Genomic DNA, 20944 nt, shown 5'->3' with positions numbered 1-20944 from the left:
GGCAGGTGGGTGCCCACTCGGCCTGCAGAAGTGACTTCTCGGCCTGCAGAGATGACTTCTCGGCGGGGGTCAGGCGGCGCGGCGGCCCTTGCGTCCGGCCTCGCGCTTCTGGAGCGCGTCGGTGAGGAGTGAGACCAGGGCTTCGAGCTGTACGTCGGCGGAGTCGGTGACCTCTTCGTCCGAGCCGTCCAGCGCGCGAGCCGCGAGGCCGGCCTTGGAGTCGATCAGCTCGGCGATCCGGGTGTCGATGGTCTGGCTCGCGATGATGCGCCACGCGGTGACCGGCTCGGTCTGCCCGATGCGGTGGACGCGGTCGATCGCCTGGGTCTGCTCCGCGTCGGTCCAGGAGAGCTCGGCCAGGATCAGGTTGGAGGCGGCCTGGAGGTTGACGCCGACGCCGGCGGCGGTGAGCGAGCAGACGATCACCTCGACCTCGGGGTCGTTCATGAACTCGTCGATGGCCTTCTCGCGTGCCTTGCCGGTCTGGTCGCCACGGATCGTGGAGTAGCGGATACCGCGCTCCTCGAAGAGCTTCTGGGCGGTGTCCATGACCTCGATGTGCTTGGCGAAGAAGACGACCTTGCCGACGTTGCGCGCCAGCTGGGCGGCGTAGTCGGCGGCCAAGGTGGCCTTCGCCCGGCCGATGCGGCGCATCATGCCGAAGACGTTCTCGCCGGTGGAGGCGTCCTGGTCCTCGCGCTCCCAGGTGGCGACGCGACGGATCAGGTCGAGGTCGAGCTCGCCGGCGGCCGGCTTGGCGCCGGTCACCCGGGTCTCGAGCGCGGTGTCGTAGCGCGTCATCATCCGCTTGGCCAGCTCGGCCTCGGCGGCTCGGATCGAGCGACCCTCGGCGTCGTCGAGCTCGACCGGGAGGTCGGCCACACGCCGCGCCGGGATGTCGCTGGCGACGTCGATCTTGCGACGGCGCACGATGCCTTGGCCGACGACCACTCGTCGGGCGGCCCCGTAGAAGCTGTTGTCCTGCGGCGTCAGCCCGGTCTCCTCGAGACCTTCGAGCAGGCCGTTGAGCGGCTTGACGTCGTCGATCCAGCCGAGGAACTGCCAGATCGCCCGGAAGTCCTCGATGTCGTTGATCAGCGGGGTGCCGGTGAGCGCCATGAGCAGCGGGTTCGCCGTACGCTCCCGGATCTTCTCCGAGAGGGCCAGCACGTGCTGGGAGCGCTGCGAGGACTTGTTCTTGATGAAGTGTGCCTCGTCGACGACCATGCCCTTGAAGCCGAAGTCTCCGAGCCAGCGGACGTGCCGGTCGAGGATCTCGTAGTTGACCACGATGATGTCGGCGAAACCGTCGATGTCCTCGCCGTTGCCGTGCACGACGGTCGCCTTCTTCGACGGCGTCCAGAGATTGACCTCGCGCGCCCAGTTGGTCTTCACGACGTTGGGTACGACGACCAGCATCGGGTAGGCGTTGGCCGCCTCCGCGGCGAGCAGCGCCTGCGCGGTCTTGCCGAGGCCGGGCTCGTCGGCGAGCAGATAGCTGCGGTGACCCTCGGCTGCCGAGGCGACCAGCTGTGCCTGGTGGTGCATGAGCTCGCGGGTACCGGGCGCGTCGACATGCCCCGGACCGTAGGCGGGCGGCTCGGGCAATGCCATGCAAGACGGCCCGGAGTCGGCGTACTCAAAGCTCCTGAACAGCGGCCCGAGAAGCTCCCAGCCAGCGAGCCGGCGGGCGTGCACCGGCGGGCGAGCGTTGGTGAAGTCGGGGGTGAGGAACGGGTTGGAGAGCTGGCGCTGGACGACGCTGGTCGGGACCACGCGCTTGTCGGGGATCACCACGACCGGCGTCTCGTCCTCTTCAACCTCGTCGTCCTCGGGAACATCGACGCCGCCGCGAGTCATCAGCTCGTGCTTGAGGTCGAGCGCGGCGTCGGAGATCTCGGCGTCCTCGGCGAGGAGCTCGAAGAGGCGCGAGTCCATCGTCGCGGTCTTGGCGAGGATGGTGGCGATACCGTCCAGCCGCTTGAGCTGCTCCGCGCGGCGGCCCTCGTTGAGGGTCTCGTCCTCGAGCACGCGGTGGCGCTCGTCGCGGGCGAGGAGCGCCACGACCTGGAACTTGGTGCGCACATCGGGCATGGCGGAGCGACGTTGCACCGACGACTCCACCTCGCGCACGACCTGGGCGAGGACCGGAATGATGCCCTCGTTGTCCTTGTGGACGCCCTTGCGGCGATTGTTCTGCCCGGACTTGCCGGAGCTGCCGTTGTTACGCGAACGGCCGGACCGGTTGTTGCGCCGGGTAGCGGCTCCCTGAGCCAACTGAATCCTCCTTGGGCCACCCACACGTGAGTGGACATGTCCAAAAGCCGACCCTTTTCGGCCGGTCGCCCTCCCAGGGCTCACGCAGATCGATGGCGGGCGGCTGACGACCACGCTCAAAGAGCGGATACGCGCGATCGGCGCCTCATCGACCGGGCTGGTGACGCGTTCGGTCCCCACGACGAACGTCCACGAGCCGGGCGCTTGAAGCGAGTGTAACCCGTCGCACACCCGTTAGCGGAAGTCTCGTTCCGCGTTTTCTGTCAATCGATCAGACAGACCGGTCAGACAGACCGCGGATGAGCCCGGTAGAACTCGCGTGCGCGCTTGCCGAGACGGTTCGTGGCGCGGTCGGAGAGCACCACACCGAGCGGGATGTTGAGCACCGGGATGGCGCGCAGGCCGACTCGCCGGGCCACCCTGGCTCCGACCAGCTGAGCCATCGACTTCGTGGCCGCGACGGTCTTGCTCGCCGCCCAGCGTGAGGCCGCACGTACGCCGAACCGGCCACCCGCGGCACCGGCCGCGGTCCCACCGCCATCGAAGAGCATCTCGACCCCGGCCAGGCCGAGGAACTCACCGACGCGGGCGGGATCCTCGAGATCATGGCCGTACGCCGCGGCGATGTGCATCACCAGGCGCTGCTCGATCCAGGCCAGGGCCACCAGGTCACCCAGGATCGCCGTCGCGGCGGCGGCCACGACCGCTCCGGGACCGCCGATGACCGCGGGAAGCTCAGCGGCGGCGATCATCGCCCCGCCACCGGCGCCCTGGAGACGGGCGAGCCTGCGGTGCCGCTTGACCAGCTCATCGACGTACGTCTCGATCTCGAAGTCCGGCATCGCCCGGTCCTCGCCGACCTTCCTGGCGATCTCCGGCCCTTGCGTGGCGACCAGGTGGCCGACGAGCACCTGCGGCGCTGCCGGACCGGCCTTGATCAGCTCCTTGATCGGGAACTTCGGCTTCTTGCTCATCTGCCCTCCGGGTCCGTCGCCGACGGCGCCGTCGACTGGTGCCTCGAACCTATCGGAGGGGTGCGCCCACGGACGTGACCGGCGAGGACTCGGGCGTGGGGCTCAGTCGAGGAGGTACTGATCCGCCCAGGCCGAGATGATCCGGGCCGCGCGCTGAGCCTGGCCACGCTTGGTGAGCAGGTGGTCGGAGCCCTCCAACGATACGAAGGACCGCGGGTGGCGGGCGGTGTTGAAGATGTCGGAAGCGTTCTCGATGCCGACCGTGGTGTCGGTGGGGCTGTGCATGACCAGGAGCGGCTTCTTGAGCTGCATGATCCGCTGCCGCAGGTCGGCGCGGCGTACGTCATCGACGAAGTGCTTGCGCAGAGTCAGCGACTTGCCACCGGCCATCCACTCGGCGTGGCCCTCCTCGGCGACCCGTGCCAGGACCGAGTCGTAGTTGTGCTCGACGTGGCTGGGCTCGAAGGGGGCGGCGACGGTGGCCACGGCATCGACGCCGATGGCATCGGGCGCCGCGGCCAGGACCGCCGCTCCGCCGAAGGAGTGCCCGACGAGCAGCTCGGCCGGGGTGCCGCGCTCGAACATGTAGCGGGTCGCCTCGACGGTGTCCGCGACCTTGTGGGTGAACGATCCGTCGCCCCAGTCACCCTCGGAGTCACCGAGCCCGAGGTTGTCGAACCGAAGCATCCCGATGCCCTCGGCGGCGAGCTGCTTGCAGATCCGCGCCGCGGCCGGCGACTCCTTCCCAAGGGTGAAGCCGTGACTGAACACGCCCCAACCACGCACCTCGCCCTCGGGCTCATCGATGAGACCGGCCAGCATGGGTCCGGACGTACTCTTGAAGGTCACCTTCTCAGTCACGCATCGGATTCTTTCAGACTTCCGTGGCCGGCTCAGCCCCTCCGTGCTCAGCGCTCCACGTAGAACAGCCGCTTGTTGAGGAACTCGTCGATCCCGAGCGGCCCGAGCTCGCGGCCGAAACCGGAGCGTTTGGTGCCGCCGAAGGGGATGTCGGCGCCCTCACCGGCCGGGGTGTTCACGTTGGCCATGCCGACGTCGAGCTGCTGGGCCACGGCGATCGCACGAGCCTCGTCAGTGGAGAAGACGGCGCCGCCGAGACCGTACTCGACCACGTTCGCCAGCTCGACGGCCTCCTCGTCGGTGCTCACCTTGTAGACGACGGCGACCGGGCCGAAGAGCTCCTCGGTGTAGGCGCGCATCTGCGGGGTGACGCCGGTGAGGACGGCCGGGGCGAAGAACGCGTCAGGTCCCTGGGAGATCTCGCCACCGGCGTGGAGCGTGGCGCCCTTGGAGACCGCGTCCTCGATCTGGGCGCGCAGCGCCTCGGCGGCCTGGCGTGTCGACAGGGGTGAATAGACGGTCTCGTCGCCGTCCTCGCCATCGAGCGGCTTCATCGCGGTGGCTCGCTTGGTGAGCGCCGCGACGAAGTCGTCGTAGACGCCCTCGTTCACGATCATCCGCTTGTTGCCGTTGCACACCTGGCCGGCGTTCTCCATCCGGAACGCCCAGGCGGTCTCGGCGGCACCATCGATGTCGTCGGAGTCGAGGATGATGTACGGATCGGAGCCGCCGAGCTCGAGGACGACCTTCTTCAGGTTTCGTCCCGCGGCCTCGGCCACCGCAGTGCCGGCCCGCTCCGAACCGGTCAGGGACACCGCCCGGACCCGCGAGTCACCGATCATCGTGGCGATCTGGTCATGGGTGGCGTACAGGTTCTGGTAGACGCCGTCCGGAAGACCCGCGTCCGCGAAGATCCGCGCGATCGCGGCAGCGGACCTCGGGCAGCTCTCGGCGTGCTTGAGGAGGACGGTGTTGCCGGCGACCAGGTTGGGCGCGGCGAACCGGGCGACCTGGTAGTAGGGGAAGTTCCACGGCATCACCCCGAGCACCGGGCCGAGCGGGAGGCGCTGGATGACGGCCTTGCCCTCGTGGCCGGGCAGGTCGGTCTCGGCGAGGAGCGCCGATCCGTTGTCGGCGTAGTAGGCGGTGATCTCGCCGGAGAACTCAGCCTCCTCCGCGCCGGCCGAGGCCTTCTTGCCCATCTCCTTGCGGATGATCTTCCCGAGCTCCGCGGCGCGCTCGATGAAGAGGTCCGCGGCCCGCTTCACGATCACGGAACGCTCCTCGATCGGGGTAGAGCGCCAGGCTGCGTACGCCTTCTTGGACCGCTCCATCGCGGCCTCCACCTCGGCGTCGGTGGCGAACGGGAAGGTCTCGATCACCTCGCCCGTGGCGGGGTCGGTCACCTGGTAGGGAGGTGTGGTGCTCATCGTCATCCTCTTCGATCGGGGCGTGTCCCGAGCGATGCTACGTGGTTTTTTGGTGGTTTGGCAGATGAAATCGTTACTCATTTCCGGATTTCACAACTGAATCCGCAGATAGGACACGTTCTAGTATTGACCTCATGGAACTTGCTTTCTTCCGGCGTACAGATGATGGCTTCGAGCCGACGCAGATGGCTCGCAGCATGTGGGCCGACGACCACATGCACGGGGTGGCCGCCAGCGGGCTGATCGCCCGCGGGCTCGAGGATCAGATCGACGGGCTCGGACGTGCCGCCGAGCTCGTGCCGGCGCGCTACCACGTCGACCTGTTCCGGCCGCCGCGGATGGTGGGGACGAGGATCCGGACGAGCGTCGTACGCAACGGCCCCCGCATCGCTCTGCTCGATGCCGAGATGGTCCAGCACTCCAGCGATGGCGAGGAGCGCGTCGTCGCGCGCGCCACCTGCACCTACCTGCGCACCGGCGAGAACCCCGCCGGCGAGGTCTGGTCAGCCACCGAACGCGCCACTCCCCCGCCGCTCGAGGTGGCTCCGCCGACCACCGAGCCGCACGTACCCTTCTTCGTCTCGGAGAGCGGCTGGTCCGACGACTTCGGCCGGCACCAGAACGGCGGGCGGCACATCACCTGGCAGGTCGCGGTGCCGACCGTGGCCGGCGAGCCGATGACGCCGTTCCAGACCGTAGCCTCCATCGCCGACGCCACCTCGATGGTCACCAACTGGGGCAGCAACGGCGTCGAGTGGATCAACACCGACATCTCCCTCGCCCTCGCCCGCCGCCCGTCCGGGATGGAGGTCGGCCTCGCCACCATCGACCACGTAGCCCATGAAGGCATCTCCGTCGGCACCGCCGAGGTCTTCGACCGCGAGGGCACCATCGGCACCGCCACCGTCACCGCCCTCGCCAACGCCAAGCGCACCGTCGACTTCACCGCTCCTGTCGAAGGTGGTCCCGCCACCCCCGTCTAGCCGAGAAGTCACTTCTGCAGGCCGAAAGGTCACCTTTGCAGGCCGAGAAGTCAGCGCGGTGACTTCTCGGCCTGCAAAAGTGACTTCTCGGCCTGCAGAAGTGACGCCTCGGCCTGCGGTCGTGACGCCTCGGCCTGCGGTCGTGACGCCTCGGCCTGCGGTTGTGACGCCTCGGCCTGCGGTCGTGATGCCTCGGCGAGGGTCAGGTTCTGGTCGATGAGGGCGGCCATGAGGGCGCGCTGGCGGGGCGGGGTGAGGCCGAAGCCGGAGGGGGTCAGGTCGGGGGTGGCGAGGGACTCGTCGATGCCGTGGAGACGGGCGGTCGCGTGGTTGACGTCGGCGATGGCCTGGCGGAGATCGGTTGTGGCGGGGTCGCGTACGTCGGGGTGGCCGACGAGGTTGAGGACTCCGGTGATGCCGAGCCGGCGTTCGTCGCCGACCCGAGCCAGGGACGCGAGGAGCGCATCGCCGGCCGGGCGCAGCGGCCCGAGATCGGCGGGGAACGGGTAGGTGGCACGCAGCCGCGACGGGTTGTAGCGGTAGGCGGTGTTGAGCATGGTGCCGCCGGCACGTACGGCCCAGGCCCGGTGCAGGTCGGAGGCGAGGAACGCGTACGCAGCCGCATCCTGCGTCGGGTAGACGACCAAGCCGTTGGAGAAAACGTGATCGGCACCGACCAGCACGGGCCACAGATGCTTGCTGTGCTTGCTGAACGCGATGACGTGCGACAACCCGGCGGCGTCGCGATAGAGCTCGTCGACCGGGCTGAGGAAGCCCCACCAGCGCTCCTTGAGCTGGGGGTACTTCGCGAACTGGCGGCGACGCTCGCCGTGCACCTGCGTCCTCACGAGGCGCGCGATCCGGGGGTCCTCGGCGAGCTCCTCGAGCCCCAGACCGCCGACGTCGAGCACGAACCGGGAGGCCACCGAACCGCACGGCGTGACCAGATCCTCGCCGCTCAGATAGGGCCGGACGGTATGCCCGAGAGGGCCGCGGCCGAGGATCTCCGCGGCGGGCGGCGCCAGCACGAGCGAACGCCCGAGCACGATCGTGCCCTGATAGCCGTGCGGCAGCGGGACATCGAGGTCCAGCGGCGCGGGCTCCGGGTGCGGAAGACCGTCCTCCAGCGTCCCCGTGATCGCCGGGACGGGGCGCCCGTCCAGCCATGCCGAGCCGAGCGGTCGCGTGGTGAGCCAGATCTTCGCGAACCGTACCCCGGCGGTCGGCCACGGCGCCGACCGCTCCGCACGGGCGACCTGCCAGCCTCGATCCAACAGCGCGCCGAGCCCGAACCGGGCCGTGTCACCTTCGCTGATCGAGTCGGTCGTGATCAGCCCGATCTCGCCGCGGCTCAAGGCGGCGGCGCGGAGCAGGAAGTAGATGACGTAGTCGGCTCGCCTCGTCGTACCCGCGGCGAGCGTGTGCGCGAGATAGTCCCGCAGCTCCTGCCCGATCGCGTCGCGCACACGTTTGACTCCAAGGTAGGGCGGGTTGCCGACCACCGCGTCGAAGCCACCGCGCGCCATCACCTCGGGAGCGACCAATGCCCAGTGGATCGGCCGCACGGCGGGCACCGGCAGTCGCCGGCAGCGGGCCAGAGAGGCGTACGCCTCCTCCAGCCGTCTCCCCGGGCGGCCGCCCAAGGGCAGCGCTACCGCGACCATGGCATCGGCGTACGCCTCCTGGTCCCGTACGCCCGCGGGCAGCTGCTCCTCGTCGACGAGCCCGACCAGCGAGTTGCCGCACAGGATCCGGTCGTCGAGGAAGGTCAGCGGCAACGAGGGGTCCGCACCGAGCAGCCAGAGCGAGAGCTTGGCGATGTCGACCGCGACCGGGTCGATATCGGCACCGTAGACACATCGACTGACGATCTCGGCCACCGGCACCTGACACGCCGACGCCAGATACCGGGCGGACGCGAGCAGGAAGACTCCGGTCCCGGCCGCGATGTCGACCACGGTCGCCTCCGGGGAAGCGACCGGTGCCAACGTGTGCGCGACCACCTCGTCGGCCAGCTCGGGAGGGGTGTAATGGGCGCCGTTGTCGCGCCGCGAGGAGACCTCGAGCAGCGCCTCGTAGACATAGCCGATCTCCTCGATCCCCAGACGGCCCTTTCCGTCGGAGATCGGTCCGTCCGAGAACGGTCCGCCTGAGAACGGTCCGCCCGAGAACGTTCCGGCCGGGACTATCTGCTCCAAGAACAGATAGTCCGACTGCGGATCATCTCGCGTCGGACGGTCCGCCGCGTCCGGCAACACCAGCAGCCCCGCCTCGTCCAGAGCAGCCTCGGTGATCGGCATCCCCCGCGCCTCGGCGAAGTCGGCCACTACTCGGCGCATCACCGCCGCCACCGCCGATGGCCCGCCACCCAGATCGGCGACCGCGGACCGCGCTCGAGTGCGCAGTGCCCGGGCGGTGATCACAGGATGAACCTTAGAACGCCACCAGGTTCGAGGAGACGAATCGACGATGAAGAGTGAGCCGTCAGGGTGCCCCCGTTCACCACCGCGTCACACCATCCGTACAGAATCCGGCGCATGTCCATCGACTCGGAGCGGCTCGGGCCCCTCCTTCGCATCCGGCCCGGAACGACACCACGCGTCGCGATCATCTCGGCGAGCTACGGCGCCGGCCACAACTCCGCCTCCCGTGAGATCTCGCGAGCACTGGGAGGTGCTGGATGCGACGTCGAGATCTTCGACTTCGTCGATCTGATGCCCTGGCGCCTGGGACGCGCGCTCAAGGTCGGCTACCAGGTCCAGCTCCAGGTCAGCCCGGACTCATGGGGCACGACGATGAGCCTGGCCATGCCCGGACGTCCCCTCCATCGGCCGTTCGACCGCTTCCTTCGCCTCTCCACCGGCAACATCACCGCCGCCGTTCACGGCGCCGACTTGGTCATCTCCACCCACCCGTTCTGCTCCCAGGTCATCGGCCACCTCCGCTCCACCGGCGCGCTCGCCGTGCCCGCCGTCACCTACCTCACCGACGCCGCGGTCCCGGCGCTCTGGATCAACCCCGGCATCGATCTCAACCTCGCCATCCACGAGGTCGCCGCCCGGGAGGCGCGCTCGCTCGGCGGCAACGCCGCCGTGGTGCGGCCCGTCGTCCCGCCGGGTGCGGCGTACGTCCCCGGGCAGACCTTTCCGGACCCTCTCTCCGACCTCGGCCTCATCGGCCCGAGGGCACTGGTCACCGGTGGCTCGCTCGGCGCCGGTGCGCTGGAGCAGACCGCCCGCGACATCCTCGAGCACAGCGACATGACCCCGGTGGTGCTCTGCGCGACCGACCCCCACCTCAAGCGCCGCCTGGAACGGATCCCTGGCGTCGTCGCGCTCGGCTGGCGCACCGACGTACGTGCTCTGATGGCGACCAGCGACTGCGTCGTCCAGAACGCCGGCGGCTTCACCTCGCTCGAGGCGCTGGCCTCCGGGACCCCGGTGATCACCTACCGCTCGATCTCGGGTCACGGCGCCGCCAACTCGGCCAACCTGGACCGCGCCGGCCTGATCCCGTGGGCCCGCGACGAGATCGAGCTCGCCAAGCACCTCGTCGTCGCCGCCGAGTCGCCCCGGTTCAACCGGCTCGCCCTCGGGGTCCCCGACATCGTCCGGATCCTCACCGACGACACCTTCGAGACAGCGGTCGCCTAGGCGGGGCTGCCGGCGACACGGCTCCTAGAGATCGAGCGATCTCCAGGAGCCGAACAGTCGTGCGGCGTTGTCGTGGAGCACCCCGCGAGCCCACTGGTCCCCGAGCCCAAGCCCCAGGACTGCGTCGACGGCCTCCAGATACGGGTAGGGGATGTTCGGGAAGTCGCTCCCGAACAGCACCCGGTCCCCCAACGCTCCCAGCCGCGGCAGCTCGGCGGCCGGAAATGGTGCGGACTCCTCGGTGAACGCCGTGAAGGCCATGGTCGTGTCCAGATGCACACCGTCGTACTTCTCGACCATGTCCAGGAACCGCCCGTAGTCAGGCAGTCCCATGTGCGCCACGATCAGCACCAGGTCGGGATAGCGCTGAAGCAACGCCTCGATGCCTGCCGGCCCGGTGAACCGCCCGGGAGCGGGTCCGTGCCCGGCATGGATCACCAGCGGCGTACGCGACTGCGAGAGCTCCTCCCACACCGGGTCCAGCAGCGGCGATCCCGGGTCGTAGTCGCCGACCTGGACGTGCGCCTTGAAGATCCTCGCCCCCGCCTCGATCGCCTCACGCACATAGTCGCCGGCACCCGGCTCCGGAAAGAACGTCGCCGAGTGCAGACAGTCCGGCTTGTCCGCCGCGAACTCAGCACCCCACTCGTTCAACCATGCCGCCATCCCAGCCTTGTGGGGATAGGTGAGAGCAGAGAAGCGGCGTACGCCGAGGCCCCGCAGCACCCGGAGCCGCTCCTCCTCCGAGTGCCGGTAGGCGATCGGCCAGGGCCGCCCGGTGAACGGACCGACCGCGTCGAAATAGGCCCAGACCTTGTCGAGCATCCGGGTGGGCAGGAAGTGCGTGTGTACGTCGAAGATGCCGTTCAGCCCCAGCGCATCGAGCCGCGCGCGGATCTGCGCCGGCTCGTCGGGGGCGATGGTGACCGCAGGAGGATTCACGACAGCCGAACCTACCCGGCGGAGGCGGGCCCCGAGGTCACCGGTCAGGCTGAAGCGGAGCCCGAAGTGGTAGGCACAGCGAACGTCTCCGCGATCGCCCGAGCCCTCCCAGGCACCTCGTCGGCGGTCAGTCCCCAGGTCCCCTCGGCGAAGCGCCGAGCCAGCTTCGCCAGCGAGTCGGCGCCCTCGTTGAGCGCATCTCCGACGTGGCCGCGCACCCACTCGAAGGAGAGCCGTTCGGCCTCGCGACACAGCTCGTCGTGCATCCGGGTCAGTCCGGCGAGCTCGGCGCGATGCTCGGTCTCATAACCCTTGGGCATCGACAGGTCGCCCTTGAGCCAGTCCTTGATCAGCGCGAGCGCGACCCGCGAGTCGGTCCGGATGGTCAGCGTGCGGCGCGGCAGCGCCCGCACCGCCTCCGCGATCGCCTGCAGCTCGGCCAGGACCACCAGCGACTGCGGATCCCGGATGCGGGCGTTGGGCACCTGCCGGCCGAAACCGTGCTGACCGTCGACGGCGAGCCATCCCCACCCGATGAACCCGCGGTGCGCCGATCCGTCGGTCGCCACCACGAGCGGCGGCAGCGGACCCGTCCGGTGGATGGCCAGCGCCTCGACCGCCTCCGCCCGGATCCCGGCGTCGGCATCGGTGACAGGCACCACGCTGACCCCCGGGTAGGCGTGCGCGATCTCGTCGGTCAGCATCCAGAAGCGCGCATTGGACGGCAGCGCGACCACGACCTGCACCGGGGCGAGAGTCTGAAGCGAGTCGTACGCAGCCCCGACCGCGGCGATGATCGCGTCCTCGATCCCGCGGGCGCCGAGCGATCCGGCTGCCTGCATGCCGGGACCGACCAGGACCCAGTCCCACTCCCCCTCGTCGCTGCGTTCTTTGACGACGATGAAGCAACGCAATGCAGACCTCCTGACTCGCCCGAACAAGCCAGTTGTGACGTTACCCCACCGGTCCGAATGTCTAGACCACCGACCGATGAGCGAACATCGTCGGCACGTTTCACCGCTCCGGCGGCTCGGTCTCCATGGCCTCCCGCACCGAAGCCTGTACGTTGCGACTGGCCGCCTCCAGCGGCTCGGTCGAGCGCAGCGCGCGAGCCAGGACGAAGGCGCCCTCGAGGCTCGTGATGAAGCCGATGATGAGGCGGCGGGCGACGTCGGGCGCGACCTGATATCGCTCGATGTAGGTCGTGCCGACCTCGATCCAGTCGGTGAACACGTCGGCCGTGGCCACCCGGAGCGTCTCGTTGGTGCTCGCGACCTCCAGCGCGACCGTGGCGATCGGGCAGGCATCGGCGTACTCGGTCTCCTCCAGCACCTGGCCGGCGGCGGTGAAGGCGGTCGCGACGCTGGCGACCAGGTCATCGGGGTCGGCGAAGAAGGCCAGGACCAGGTCGCGGTACTCGCCACCGGCGCGACGGATCGTCTGACCCGCCAGGTCGTCCTTGCCGCCGGGGAAGAAGTGGTAGATCGAGCCGAACGGCGCCTTGGCCACCTCAGCGATCTGCTTCAGGCCGGTGCCGGACATGCCCTGCCGACGGAAGAGCTCGGTGCTGGCATCAAGGATCCGCGTACGGGTGTTGGTCATCGGCGATCTTTCCGGTAGCGCCCGTCGGCGTGACGGTCTATGGTCAATATATGACTAGAACGATCTATCAAGAAACCCGATCGGGCAGGCGGTGGACGTTCGCCCAGTGGGCGGTCCTGGTGATCTGCGTCGTGCATGTCCTGTGGGCGACCGCCGGGTTCATCGCCGAGCCGAGCTTCGAGATCGGCCACCACGCACCTACGCAGAAGGTGCTGGGGATGGACTACAACGGCTGGCACGCCGTCGCCGGCATCGCCCTGTTCGCGCCCGGCCTGTTCCTGTGCCGCCGCAACTCCTGGTCGGTGCTCTATCTCTTGGCCGCGGCCTTCGCCGGCACCGTCCCCGGGATCTGGGCGCTCATCTCGCCGCAGGTCATGTTGGTCATGCACATGCCCGACAACGTCACGGACGCGATCATCCATTTCACGACCGCTGCCGTCCTCGTCGTCATCGCGGTCGTTCAGATCCGGCGCGACGGCGGCTGGGCCACAACCATGGCCGACCTGCGCCGTCCGACCGTGGGTTGACGGAAGCACTCGACCAACCGAGCCAGCCAAGCGCGTACTATTGTGCGTCGATGCGTACGATAGTACGCTTTCCGCGTGGACTTCTCCGCACCGTTTCGAGTTGTCACTCCAACGCTGGAAGGGCCTGTGCTCCGCGCCCTCGCGGGCGTGGACCTTCCGCTGACCCGCTCGCAGATCGGCAATCTGGCCGAAGGAGCGAGCGAGGCCGGCATCCGCAAGACACTCGGGCGGCTGGTCGACCAGGGCATAGTTCTCGAAGAGCGGGTGGGGTCGCGATTCACCTACAGGGCCAACCGCGAGCACCTGCTTTGGCCAAGCGTGGAGGGACTCTTCACCGCGAGGCAGGCACTGTCCGAGCGAATCACCCGGGTGACCCAGGCCTGGCAGATCCCGCCGATCACCGTCGAGCTCTTCGGCTCGGTCGCACAGGGTTCCTCGGATGCAGACTCAGACATCGACCTGCTGATCGTCCGCCCTGCACTCGCCGATGACAGCACGGACCTTTGGGAAGATCAGGTCGCCGATCTTCGAGACAGGATCGTGCTGTGGACCGGCAACTCCTGCGACGTCGTCGCGCTCGATCCCGAAGAGCTTGCCGCGGCCGTAGAGCGCAACGACCCCATCGTGACCTCATCGATGATGACGCTGTCGGGCAGCGGCCTGAAGCTCATCCACGGACGGCATGCCTGATGGCCAAGCGAGCAAGCACACGAGACGTCGACAAGACCTATGGCCGTACGCGACTCAGGGCCGCCCGCGCCTTCCTCGAACAGGCAGAGATCACTCAGATGTCCGCGACCGACGACTATCAGCGGGCGGCGGCGACCTCATCAGCGATCCTCGCCGCATTCGCCGCCGCCGACGCGGCGTGCGCATTACGGCTCGGCCAGGTCTGGAAGGGCGAGCACACCCAGGCACACACGCTCCTCCGCACCATCAAGGGCTCAGAGAAGGCCGCGACAGCACTCCAGCGTGTCGTCAGCCGCAAGACGGAGATCCAATACATGGCCGAGGCCGTGTCCGACGCCAAGCTCACCGCCGCGATCAGGCAAGCAGAAACGGTCATGGCGTTCGCCGACGAGATCCAGGCAACCGGCTAGGTCGAGCGTCAGCAGGTCGGACGAGAGAGATCGCGTCTGACTCAGCGCGCGCGATCACCAGCGCACCGATGACGATCAGGGCCACGGTGGGCCCGATCGCCCCGAGCGCGCCCATCGGTCACCCATCGGTCGCTCGCCGGGCGTACGACCCTCGGCGAGCTGCGGGATCGGGATGCCCGATGCGGTGCCGCGGTCAGGAGTACGCCGACGGTCATGCCGATCACCAGCAGGTTGTCGCCGGCCACCGTCCTCAACCGACCCCGCAGCCCCGCCCGCTCCGTCAGCGGGGTGTAGTCGAGACTCCGAGACCGCACGCCTTCTCCTTGAATCGGCTCACCCCTCGACGTACAGCCCGTCGATGACGTCGGCGTACTTCTTGCTCACCACCCGCCGCTTGAGCTTCAGGGTCGGGGTGAGCTCCTCTGACTCGGCGGTCCACTCCTCGCTGAGCAGCTCGAAGGCCTTGACCTGCTCCGGACGGGACAGACGGGCGTTGGCGGCCTCGACGGCCTTGGCGACGGCACCCCGGATCGTCGGGTGCTGGGCCAGCTCGGCGAGCGAGCCGGCCTCGACGCCGAGCTTGGCGGCGACCACGGGCGCGACCTCGCCGTCGAGGGTGAGCACGGCGACGACGTACGAACGGCCGTCCCCGACCACCATCGCGTGCCCGACCAGCGGGCTCTCCTTGAGGAGGTTCTCGATGTTGGAGGGGGCGATGTTCTTGCCGGCGGAGTTGATGATCATCTCCTTCTTGCGGTCGACCACGGTGAGGAAGCCGTCCTCGTCGAGCGAGCCGATGTCGCCGGTGTGCAGCCAGCCGTCGGCGTCGAAGAGCGCTGCGGTGGCCTCGGGACGGCGTACGTAGCCAGGGGTCATGATCGGACCGCGGAACAGGATCTCGCCGTCATCGCCGATCCGCACCTCGATCCCCGGCTGGGCACGGCCGACGGTGCCGAGCCGGAACCCGTCCGGTCCGTTGCCGGTGGCCGCGCCGGTGGTCTCGGTCATCCCGTAGACGTCGTAGATCTTGAGCCCCAGCCCGGCGAAGAACCTCGTCACCTCGATCGGCATCGGCGCGGCCGCGCTGGCCGCCCACTCGACCTTGTCGAGACCGAGCAGCGCGCGCATCGTCGAGAGCACCGCCGCGTCCATCTGCTCGAACTGCGCCTGCAGCTCGGGTGAGGTGGTCTGCCCGGTCTGCTGCGACTCGACGTAGGCCAGCCCGACCGCCATCGCCTTCTCGATGCCGGCCTTCTTGGCCTCGTCGGTCTCCGCGGCGAGCAGCGCGGTGACGCCGGTGCGGATCTTCTCCCACACCCGCGGCACCCCGAAGAAGCTCGTCGGGTGCACCTCCTGGAGCGTGCCGAGCAGCAGCGCGGGGTCCTGGACGAGGTAGACGTGGCCGCCGTTGAACTGTGGGATGTAGAGGCTCAGGACCCGCTCGGCGATGTGCGCGAACGGCAGGTAGGAGACCAGCACCCCAGGCTCCTCGACGCCGGAGGTCGCCAGCGAGCTGGTCGTCTCGAAGACGATGTTGCGGTGGGTGAGCACCACGCCCTTGGGCTGCCCGGTCGTGCCCGAGGTGTAGAGCATCGTGACCGTGTCGTCGGGGGTGACCGCGGCGCCGCGCGCGTCCAGCTCGTCGCCGACGCCGGCCAGCGCCTCGGCGCCAGAGGCCACGAAGTCATCCCAGGTGACGGCCCGCGGATCGTCCTCGACCGCGGTGTCGATCGTCACCACCCGTACGACCTCCTCCCGCTTCAGGCCGAGGGCCCAGCGGGCGACGTGGTCGTCGGTCTCCAGCACCACGATCCGCGGGTCGGCGTGCTCGGCGACATAGCCCACCTGGTCGGGCGCGAGGGTGTTGTAGATGCTGATCGGGACACCGCCCGCGAGCACCGTGGCCAGGTCGGCGATCACGTGCTCGACGCGGTTGGCGGCCATGATCGCGACCGACTCCCCCGGCTCGAGACCGGCCTCGATGTACGCGGCGGCGACCGCGCGAGCCTGCTGGTGCAGCTCCGCCCAGGTCAGGGTGCGCCAGCCGGTGCCGTCGGCGGTGTGCCGGTCGGAGAAGGCCGGCTCGGCGCCGCGCTCGGCGACCACCTCGGCGAGCACGTCGACCATGGTCCGGTCGCCGATCTGGGACTCGAGGGCGGCGCGGTCGGCGAGAACGTCGGGCATCATGGCGCTCCTATTCGATCTGTTGATCTGTGACTCGGGTCACAACCTGTGGTTGCCTCGACCGTAGGGACGTGCCGGTGACGGCACAAGACCCCGTCCGCGCTATTTTCATGGTCGGACCGAGCCCTCGACCTACGGCAGGAGGAACGAGTCCATGGGTCGAGAGACCGGGTTCAGGTACGGCCTGCTCGCCGTGATCCTCCTGGTGGGCCTCAACCTGCGCGGATCGATCGCGGCGGTCTCCCCGTTGCTCCCCGACATCCGCGCCGACCTGCACATGTCATCGGCTGCGGCGGGGCTGCTGACCAGCCTTCCGGTCCTCTGCTTCGCGCTCGGCGCCCCCGGAGCCGCGTGGCTGGGCCGCCGGCTGGGGATCTATCGGGCGCTGCTCCTCGGCTGTCTGGTCATCGCACTGGCCACCGTGATCCGCCCGTACGCCGGCACCTGGTTGCTCCTGGGCACGACCGTTCTCCTCGGCCTGGCGATGACGGTCGGCAACGTGTTGATGCCGGTCGCGATCAAACGTGACTTCGGGTCGGCGGCGGGACGGATCACCGGGGTCTCGACCGCGTCGTTGTCGACCGGCGCGGCCCTCGCCGCCGCCCTGACCCCGGCGCTGGCCGTATGGCTGGGCTGGCGACATGCCCTCGCCGTGTGGGCGGTCCTGGGCGTGGTGGCAGCGGTGGCGCTGGCCCGGCCGGCCGCCCAGGGGCGCCGCTCACTCTCCGGCCCGACGACCCCGACGGCGCCGCGCTCGCGCGGGACGGGCACGGGGCTGCGTACGAATCCGGTCGCCTGGGCCGTCACGGCCTTCCTCGGACTGCAGTCGGTGACCTACTACGCGGTGACCGCCTGGATGCCGACGCTGCTGCGCGACACGGCCGGGCTGAGCCTGGCCGATGCCGGCCTCGCGATGTCGCTCTTCCAGGTCCTGGGCATCCCCGGCACCCTGCTGGTGCCGGTGCTGATCCACCGAGGGCGCGACCAGCGCGCCCTGGGCGTGACGATCGGCGTGGCCTGGCTGGTCATGGTTCTGGGTCTCGTCGTCGCCCCTGGCCTGTGGCCGGTCTGGTGCGTGGCCGGCGGGATCGTGCAGGGCATGGGCATCTCGTACGCCTTCACGATCCTGGTCCTGCGCAGCGCCGACGACCACGTCGCGGCCCGGCTCTCGGCGATGATGCAGCTGCTCGGGTACATCGTCGGCGCCTCCGGCCCGTTCCTGGTCGGACTGATCCAGGGCGCCACCGGCTCCTGGACCCTGGCGATGATCCCGGTCTGGCTCGCCGCCGCCGGGCTGGTGGTCTCGGCGATGGTCGCCGGGCGAGATCGTCTGGTCAGGGTCTGACCAGACGATCCCACGGCTGCGAGCGGCCTCAGGCCCTGACCTCGTAGACCAGGTTGAACGGCGTCTCGGCCACCGTCCGGAAGGAGCCGAACCCGCCGTCGCCGGTCACCTGCCGGATCCGGGCGGGACCGGCTTGCGTGCCGAGCGCCGCGGCGCCCTCCTGAGAGACCGACCCGGGCGTGCACAACAGCGTCGAGAAGCCGTAGTAGGCCCGGCCGACGGGGTTGAAGTTGTCCTCCACCCGGTCGCCGGCCTTCGGCTCGACGACCATCCAGGTGCCACCGTCGGCAAGCCGGGCGCGAACCTGACGGGCGGCCCCCACCGGGTCGCCCATGTCATGCAGGCAGTCGAACATCGTGACGAGGTCATAGCCCTCACCACCGAACGACTGGGCCGTGGCCGTCTCGAAGCGCACCCGGTCGGCGACGCCGGCGTCGGCGGCGCGCTTGCGGGCCATCTCGATGGACGGGCCGTGCGTGTCGTACCCCACGAAGGTCGAGCGCGGGTAGGCCTGCGCCATCAGGATCGTCGAGGCCCCGTGACCGCAGCCGACGTCGGCGACGGTCGCACCTGCCTCCAGCTTCGGCACCACGCCCTCGAGCGCGGGCAGCCAGGCCGGGATGAGGTTGGCGTTGTAGCCGGGGCGGAAGAAGCGCTCGCAACCGTTGTGCACGTCGGTGTCGTGGTCGCCCCAGGCGACACCCGTGCCCATCCGCGCCGCCTCGATGATGTGCGCGGTGTCGTGCACGGTCCCCAGAGCGATCTGGAAGAACCCCGGCAGGAAGGCCGGGCTGTCCTCCACGGTGAGCGCCACCGCCTGCTCGGCGGGAAGCGTGAAGCGGTCGGTCTCGGCGTCGTACGTCAGGTAGTCGCCGGCAGCCTGCGCCCGCAGCCACTCCCTGGCGTAGGGCTCGACGGTGCCGGTACGCCGCGCCATCTCCTCGGCCGTGGACGGGCCGTTGGCGGCAAGGTCGCGGTAGTAGCCGAGCTTGTCGCCCATGACGACCAGCGCGGCATTGAGCGTGGCGCCCACTTCGTCGACTGCCCTGAAGACGAAGGCCATCAGCTTGTCGGTGTCAACATCGGTGACGGTCATTGGTGAATCCCCCTCTCGTGAGCCCGAGAAGGTCCGGCCGGTCGGCCGGATCACCTCGACGCTAGCCCCGCCCCGACATGCCGGATAGTTCACGATCTGAAGTGGCGCGCCACCCGATGTGGGCAGGGTCTCTTGCTCGATCCACTCCGATCATGTTTAGGTAAGCCTTACCTAAACATGGAGGTGCCATGGATACGACCGCCCGCACTGCCCGCAGCATCCTGTCCTGCCCCCGCGGGGGCAGCGTGGTGATCGACGGCATCCCCTACTCGATGGAGGAGCTGGAGATGCAGGGGTTCGCCGACGACGGCGGACGCCCGACCTTCCTGTGTCCGCCCGAGCAGCGCATGGCGTACGCCGGCCGCCGCGGCAGCCACGTGGTGCTGGTCCTCCAGGGCGCCATCTCGACAGGCTCGATACATCGCATCTCGACAGGCTCGACACATCGCCTCGGCAGTGGCGACGCGGTCCGGCTCACCGGCACGCTCCGTTGGATGCGGACCGATGCCTGCACCTGCTGCGAGACGGAGTGGGAGGAGGTCGTCATGGACGTCGCCAACGTGATGCTCATCCACCCCGGCGGCGAGGCCACCCGGATCCCGCTCGACGCCTTCACCGATCCGGGTCTCGACCTCAACGACGGCGTGCTCCACCGCAACCAGGATCACCTCAACAACCACCACGGCGACGATCTTCGCGAGGTGGTCGCCACCAGGTCGTACGTCCCGGTGGACAGCGTCCTCGCCGCCCAGATCACCGGACTCTGTGCCGACGGGTTCGAGTTCCAGTGGGTCGACGAGCAGGGCGCACACACCGCGCGCACCACCTTCGACCGTCGGGCCCGGACGCCGGAGGACCTGATCACCGGGGTACGCAAGGCCCTCGCCGCCGAGATCTGCTGAGCGGGACACGCCCAGGACCTGTTCCCGGGACACAGATCCCATGTACCTTGGTGACGTATCAACGGCACGCAAGGAGGCTCAGATGGTTGTGCAGCAGACACTCCGCTCGATCGGTGGCTACATGGGTGCGGTCGCCAGCACCCCGGCCCGGGTGATAGCGCCCCGACCACACGGCCGCCAGGCGTATGACGAGACGCTGCGTACGTTGTCGGAGGCATCGGTCGAGAAGTACTTCAACGCGTTCAAGGACATCGACTGGGACGCCCCCGAGATGGCTTTCGGCGCGGATGACGAGCGCTGGATCCTGCCGCCTCTCGATCTGCTCGGCGCCCACCCGTGGTACCAGTCCCTGTCGAGGGCCCGACAGATCGAGGTCGGCCGGCACCGCCTGACCGCGATCGTGAAGACCGGCTCCCAGTTCGAGCAGCTGCTGCTCCTCGGCGGCACCCAGTTCCTGATGGGCGTCGACAACGGCGACCCCGAGTTCCGCTACTTCATGCACGAGCTCACCGAGGAGACCCACCACATCCAGATGTTCCAGGAGTTCACCAACCGGGCCTGCCCCGACGTCGCCGGCGCACCCGAATGGCTGATGCGGATCATCCCCCTCGTGGGACATCTCGGCGGGCTCTACCCGGCCCTCTTCTTCGCCATCATCCTGGCCGGCGAGGAGCCGATCGACCACGTGCAGAAGGACGTCATGCGCTCCGGAGGCACCCACCCGCTCCTCGATCGGATCATGGCAATCCACATCGCCGAGGAGGCCCGCCACATCGGGTTCGCGCACGCCTGGCTCGAGGAGCACGCTCCTGACCTCAACCCGGTCTCCCGCGTCGCCCTCGGCCTGCTCACCCCTCTGGCGATGCGCATCGGCTCCGACGCGATCATCATCCCCTCGCGCGCCGACCGGGACCTGATGGGCCTGCCCGACTCGGTCGTTCGCGAGGTCTGGGGCTCTGGACCTCAGGCCGCCGCGTTCCGGCGGCATCTCTTCGCCGACGTGCGGATGCTCTTCGACAACCTCGGGCTGCGTACGCCACTGACCGGCTGGGCGTGGCGAGCGCTCGG

Annotated in this window: 19 protein-coding genes; 8 read left to right on the top strand and 11 right to left on the bottom strand. The window is 69.1% G+C overall.

From position 1 onward, the window contains the following. Positions 1-69 precede the first annotated feature (69 nt). The 4 genes from ACRDPS_RS04610 to ACRDPS_RS04595 form a co-directional block, all read right to left on the bottom strand. The gene (locus ACRDPS_RS04610; protein ID WP_431500449.1) at positions 70-2277 is read right to left on the bottom strand and encodes a DEAD/DEAH box helicase; all 2208 of its coding nucleotides are present in this window, start codon (positions 2275-2277) and stop codon (positions 70-72) included. Between the two features lie 284 nt (positions 2278-2561). Continuing rightward, a complete protein-coding gene (locus ACRDPS_RS04605) occupies positions 2562-3251 on the bottom strand; it encodes a hypothetical protein (RefSeq protein ID WP_431500448.1) in 690 nt (229 codons plus the stop codon). 102 nt (positions 3252-3353) lie between these two features. Beyond that, a complete protein-coding gene (locus ACRDPS_RS04600; protein WP_431500447.1) occupies positions 3354-4112 on the bottom strand; it encodes an alpha/beta hydrolase family protein in 759 nt (252 codons plus the stop codon). A gap of 47 nt (positions 4113-4159) precedes the next feature. Beyond that, on the bottom strand, positions 4160-5542 hold the full coding sequence (locus ACRDPS_RS04595; protein ID WP_431500446.1) for an NAD-dependent succinate-semialdehyde dehydrogenase: 1383 nt from the start codon (positions 5540-5542) through the stop codon (positions 4160-4162). 134 nt (positions 5543-5676) lie between these two features. On the opposite strand from ACRDPS_RS04595, the gene ACRDPS_RS04590 reads away from it, so the two are divergent. Beyond that, complete coding sequence (locus ACRDPS_RS04590; protein ID WP_431500445.1) at positions 5677-6525, top strand: acyl-CoA thioesterase domain-containing protein; 849 nt, start codon at positions 5677-5679, stop codon at positions 6523-6525. 50 nt (positions 6526-6575) lie between these two features. On the opposite strand, the gene ACRDPS_RS04585 is transcribed toward ACRDPS_RS04590, so the two are convergent. Further along, complete coding sequence (locus ACRDPS_RS04585; protein WP_431500444.1) at positions 6576-8948, bottom strand: Eco57I restriction-modification methylase domain-containing protein; 2373 nt, start codon at positions 8946-8948, stop codon at positions 6576-6578. Between the two features lie 114 nt (positions 8949-9062). Here ACRDPS_RS04585 and ACRDPS_RS04580 point away from each other — a divergent pair, with 114 nt between their 5' ends. After that, entirely contained in the window at positions 9063-10178 is a 1116-nt protein-coding gene (locus tag ACRDPS_RS04580; protein WP_431500443.1) for an MGDG synthase family glycosyltransferase, read from the top strand. A gap of 24 nt (positions 10179-10202) precedes the next feature. On the opposite strand, the gene ACRDPS_RS04575 is transcribed toward ACRDPS_RS04580, so the two are convergent. The 3 genes from ACRDPS_RS04575 to ACRDPS_RS04565 all read right to left on the bottom strand — a co-directional run bounded on the left by ACRDPS_RS04575 (position 10203) and on the right by ACRDPS_RS04565 (position 12722). Further along, positions 10203-11120: an amidohydrolase family protein gene (locus ACRDPS_RS04575; RefSeq protein ID WP_431500442.1), complete on the bottom strand. Its 918-nt coding sequence runs from the start codon at positions 11118-11120 to the stop codon at positions 10203-10205. A 44-nt stretch (positions 11121-11164) separates the two neighbouring features. Then, a complete protein-coding gene (locus ACRDPS_RS04570; RefSeq protein ID WP_431500441.1) occupies positions 11165-12034 on the bottom strand; it encodes a ribonuclease HI in 870 nt (289 codons plus the stop codon). A 100-nt stretch (positions 12035-12134) separates the two neighbouring features. Then, the gene (locus ACRDPS_RS04565; RefSeq protein ID WP_431500440.1) at positions 12135-12722 is read right to left on the bottom strand and encodes a TetR/AcrR family transcriptional regulator; all 588 of its coding nucleotides are present in this window, start codon (positions 12720-12722) and stop codon (positions 12135-12137) included. Between the two features lie 50 nt (positions 12723-12772). Between ACRDPS_RS04565 and ACRDPS_RS04560 the strand changes: the two genes are divergently transcribed. From ACRDPS_RS04560 to ACRDPS_RS04550, 3 genes are all read left to right on the top strand, one after another. After that, a complete protein-coding gene (locus tag ACRDPS_RS04560; protein WP_431500439.1) occupies positions 12773-13249 on the top strand; it encodes a DUF4383 domain-containing protein in 477 nt (158 codons plus the stop codon). A 75-nt stretch (positions 13250-13324) separates the two neighbouring features. Next, positions 13325-13939, top strand: coding sequence for a nucleotidyltransferase family protein (locus ACRDPS_RS04555; RefSeq protein WP_431500438.1), 615 nt, complete (start codon positions 13325-13327; stop codon positions 13937-13939). Next, positions 13939-14349, top strand: coding sequence for a hypothetical protein (locus ACRDPS_RS04550; RefSeq protein WP_431500437.1), 411 nt, complete (start codon positions 13939-13941; stop codon positions 14347-14349). Before ACRDPS_RS04555 ends, ACRDPS_RS04550 begins: the two co-directional genes overlap by 1 nt. 41 nt (positions 14350-14390) lie before the next feature. Here the strand turns inward: ACRDPS_RS04550 and ACRDPS_RS04545 are convergent, their stop codons facing one another. Both ACRDPS_RS04545 and ACRDPS_RS04540 read right to left on the bottom strand, forming a co-directional pair. Then, positions 14391-14663 carry a hypothetical protein gene (locus ACRDPS_RS04545; RefSeq protein ID WP_431500436.1) on the bottom strand — a complete coding sequence of 91 codons (273 nt, stop codon included), beginning with the start codon at positions 14661-14663 and terminating at the stop codon, positions 14391-14393. Positions 14664-14682: 19 nt separating this feature from the next. Continuing rightward, positions 14683-16533: an AMP-dependent synthetase/ligase gene (locus ACRDPS_RS04540; protein ID WP_431500435.1), complete on the bottom strand. Its 1851-nt coding sequence runs from the start codon at positions 16531-16533 to the stop codon at positions 14683-14685. Positions 16534-16687: 154 nt separating this feature from the next. Here ACRDPS_RS04540 and ACRDPS_RS04535 point away from each other — a divergent pair, with 154 nt between their 5' ends. Continuing rightward, entirely contained in the window at positions 16688-17878 is a 1191-nt protein-coding gene (locus ACRDPS_RS04535) for an MFS transporter (protein ID WP_431500434.1), read from the top strand. Positions 17879-17906: 28 nt separating this feature from the next. Here the strand turns inward: ACRDPS_RS04535 and ACRDPS_RS04530 are convergent, their stop codons facing one another. Beyond that, positions 17907-18974, bottom strand: coding sequence for a class I SAM-dependent methyltransferase (locus ACRDPS_RS04530; protein ID WP_431500433.1), 1068 nt, complete (start codon positions 18972-18974; stop codon positions 17907-17909). A 188-nt stretch (positions 18975-19162) separates the two neighbouring features. Here ACRDPS_RS04530 and ACRDPS_RS04525 point away from each other — a divergent pair, with 188 nt between their 5' ends. Together ACRDPS_RS04525 and ACRDPS_RS04520 are read left to right on the top strand one after the other, a co-directional pair. Continuing rightward, positions 19163-19876 carry a DUF2470 domain-containing protein gene (locus ACRDPS_RS04525; protein WP_431500432.1) on the top strand — a complete coding sequence of 238 codons (714 nt, stop codon included), beginning with the start codon at positions 19163-19165 and terminating at the stop codon, positions 19874-19876. A gap of 82 nt (positions 19877-19958) precedes the next feature. After that, a partial coding sequence (locus ACRDPS_RS04520; RefSeq protein ID WP_431500431.1) for an AurF N-oxygenase family protein occupies positions 19959-20944 on the top strand: 986 nt, incomplete at its 3' end.

The sequence above is a fragment of the Nocardioides sp. genome, assembly GCF_050699375.1.
Taxonomy (GTDB): Bacteria; Actinomycetota; Actinomycetes; order Propionibacteriales; family Nocardioidaceae; genus Nocardioides.
The sequence above is the reverse complement of the archived record's forward strand: the minus strand, read 5'-3'. Positions and strand labels throughout refer to the sequence as shown.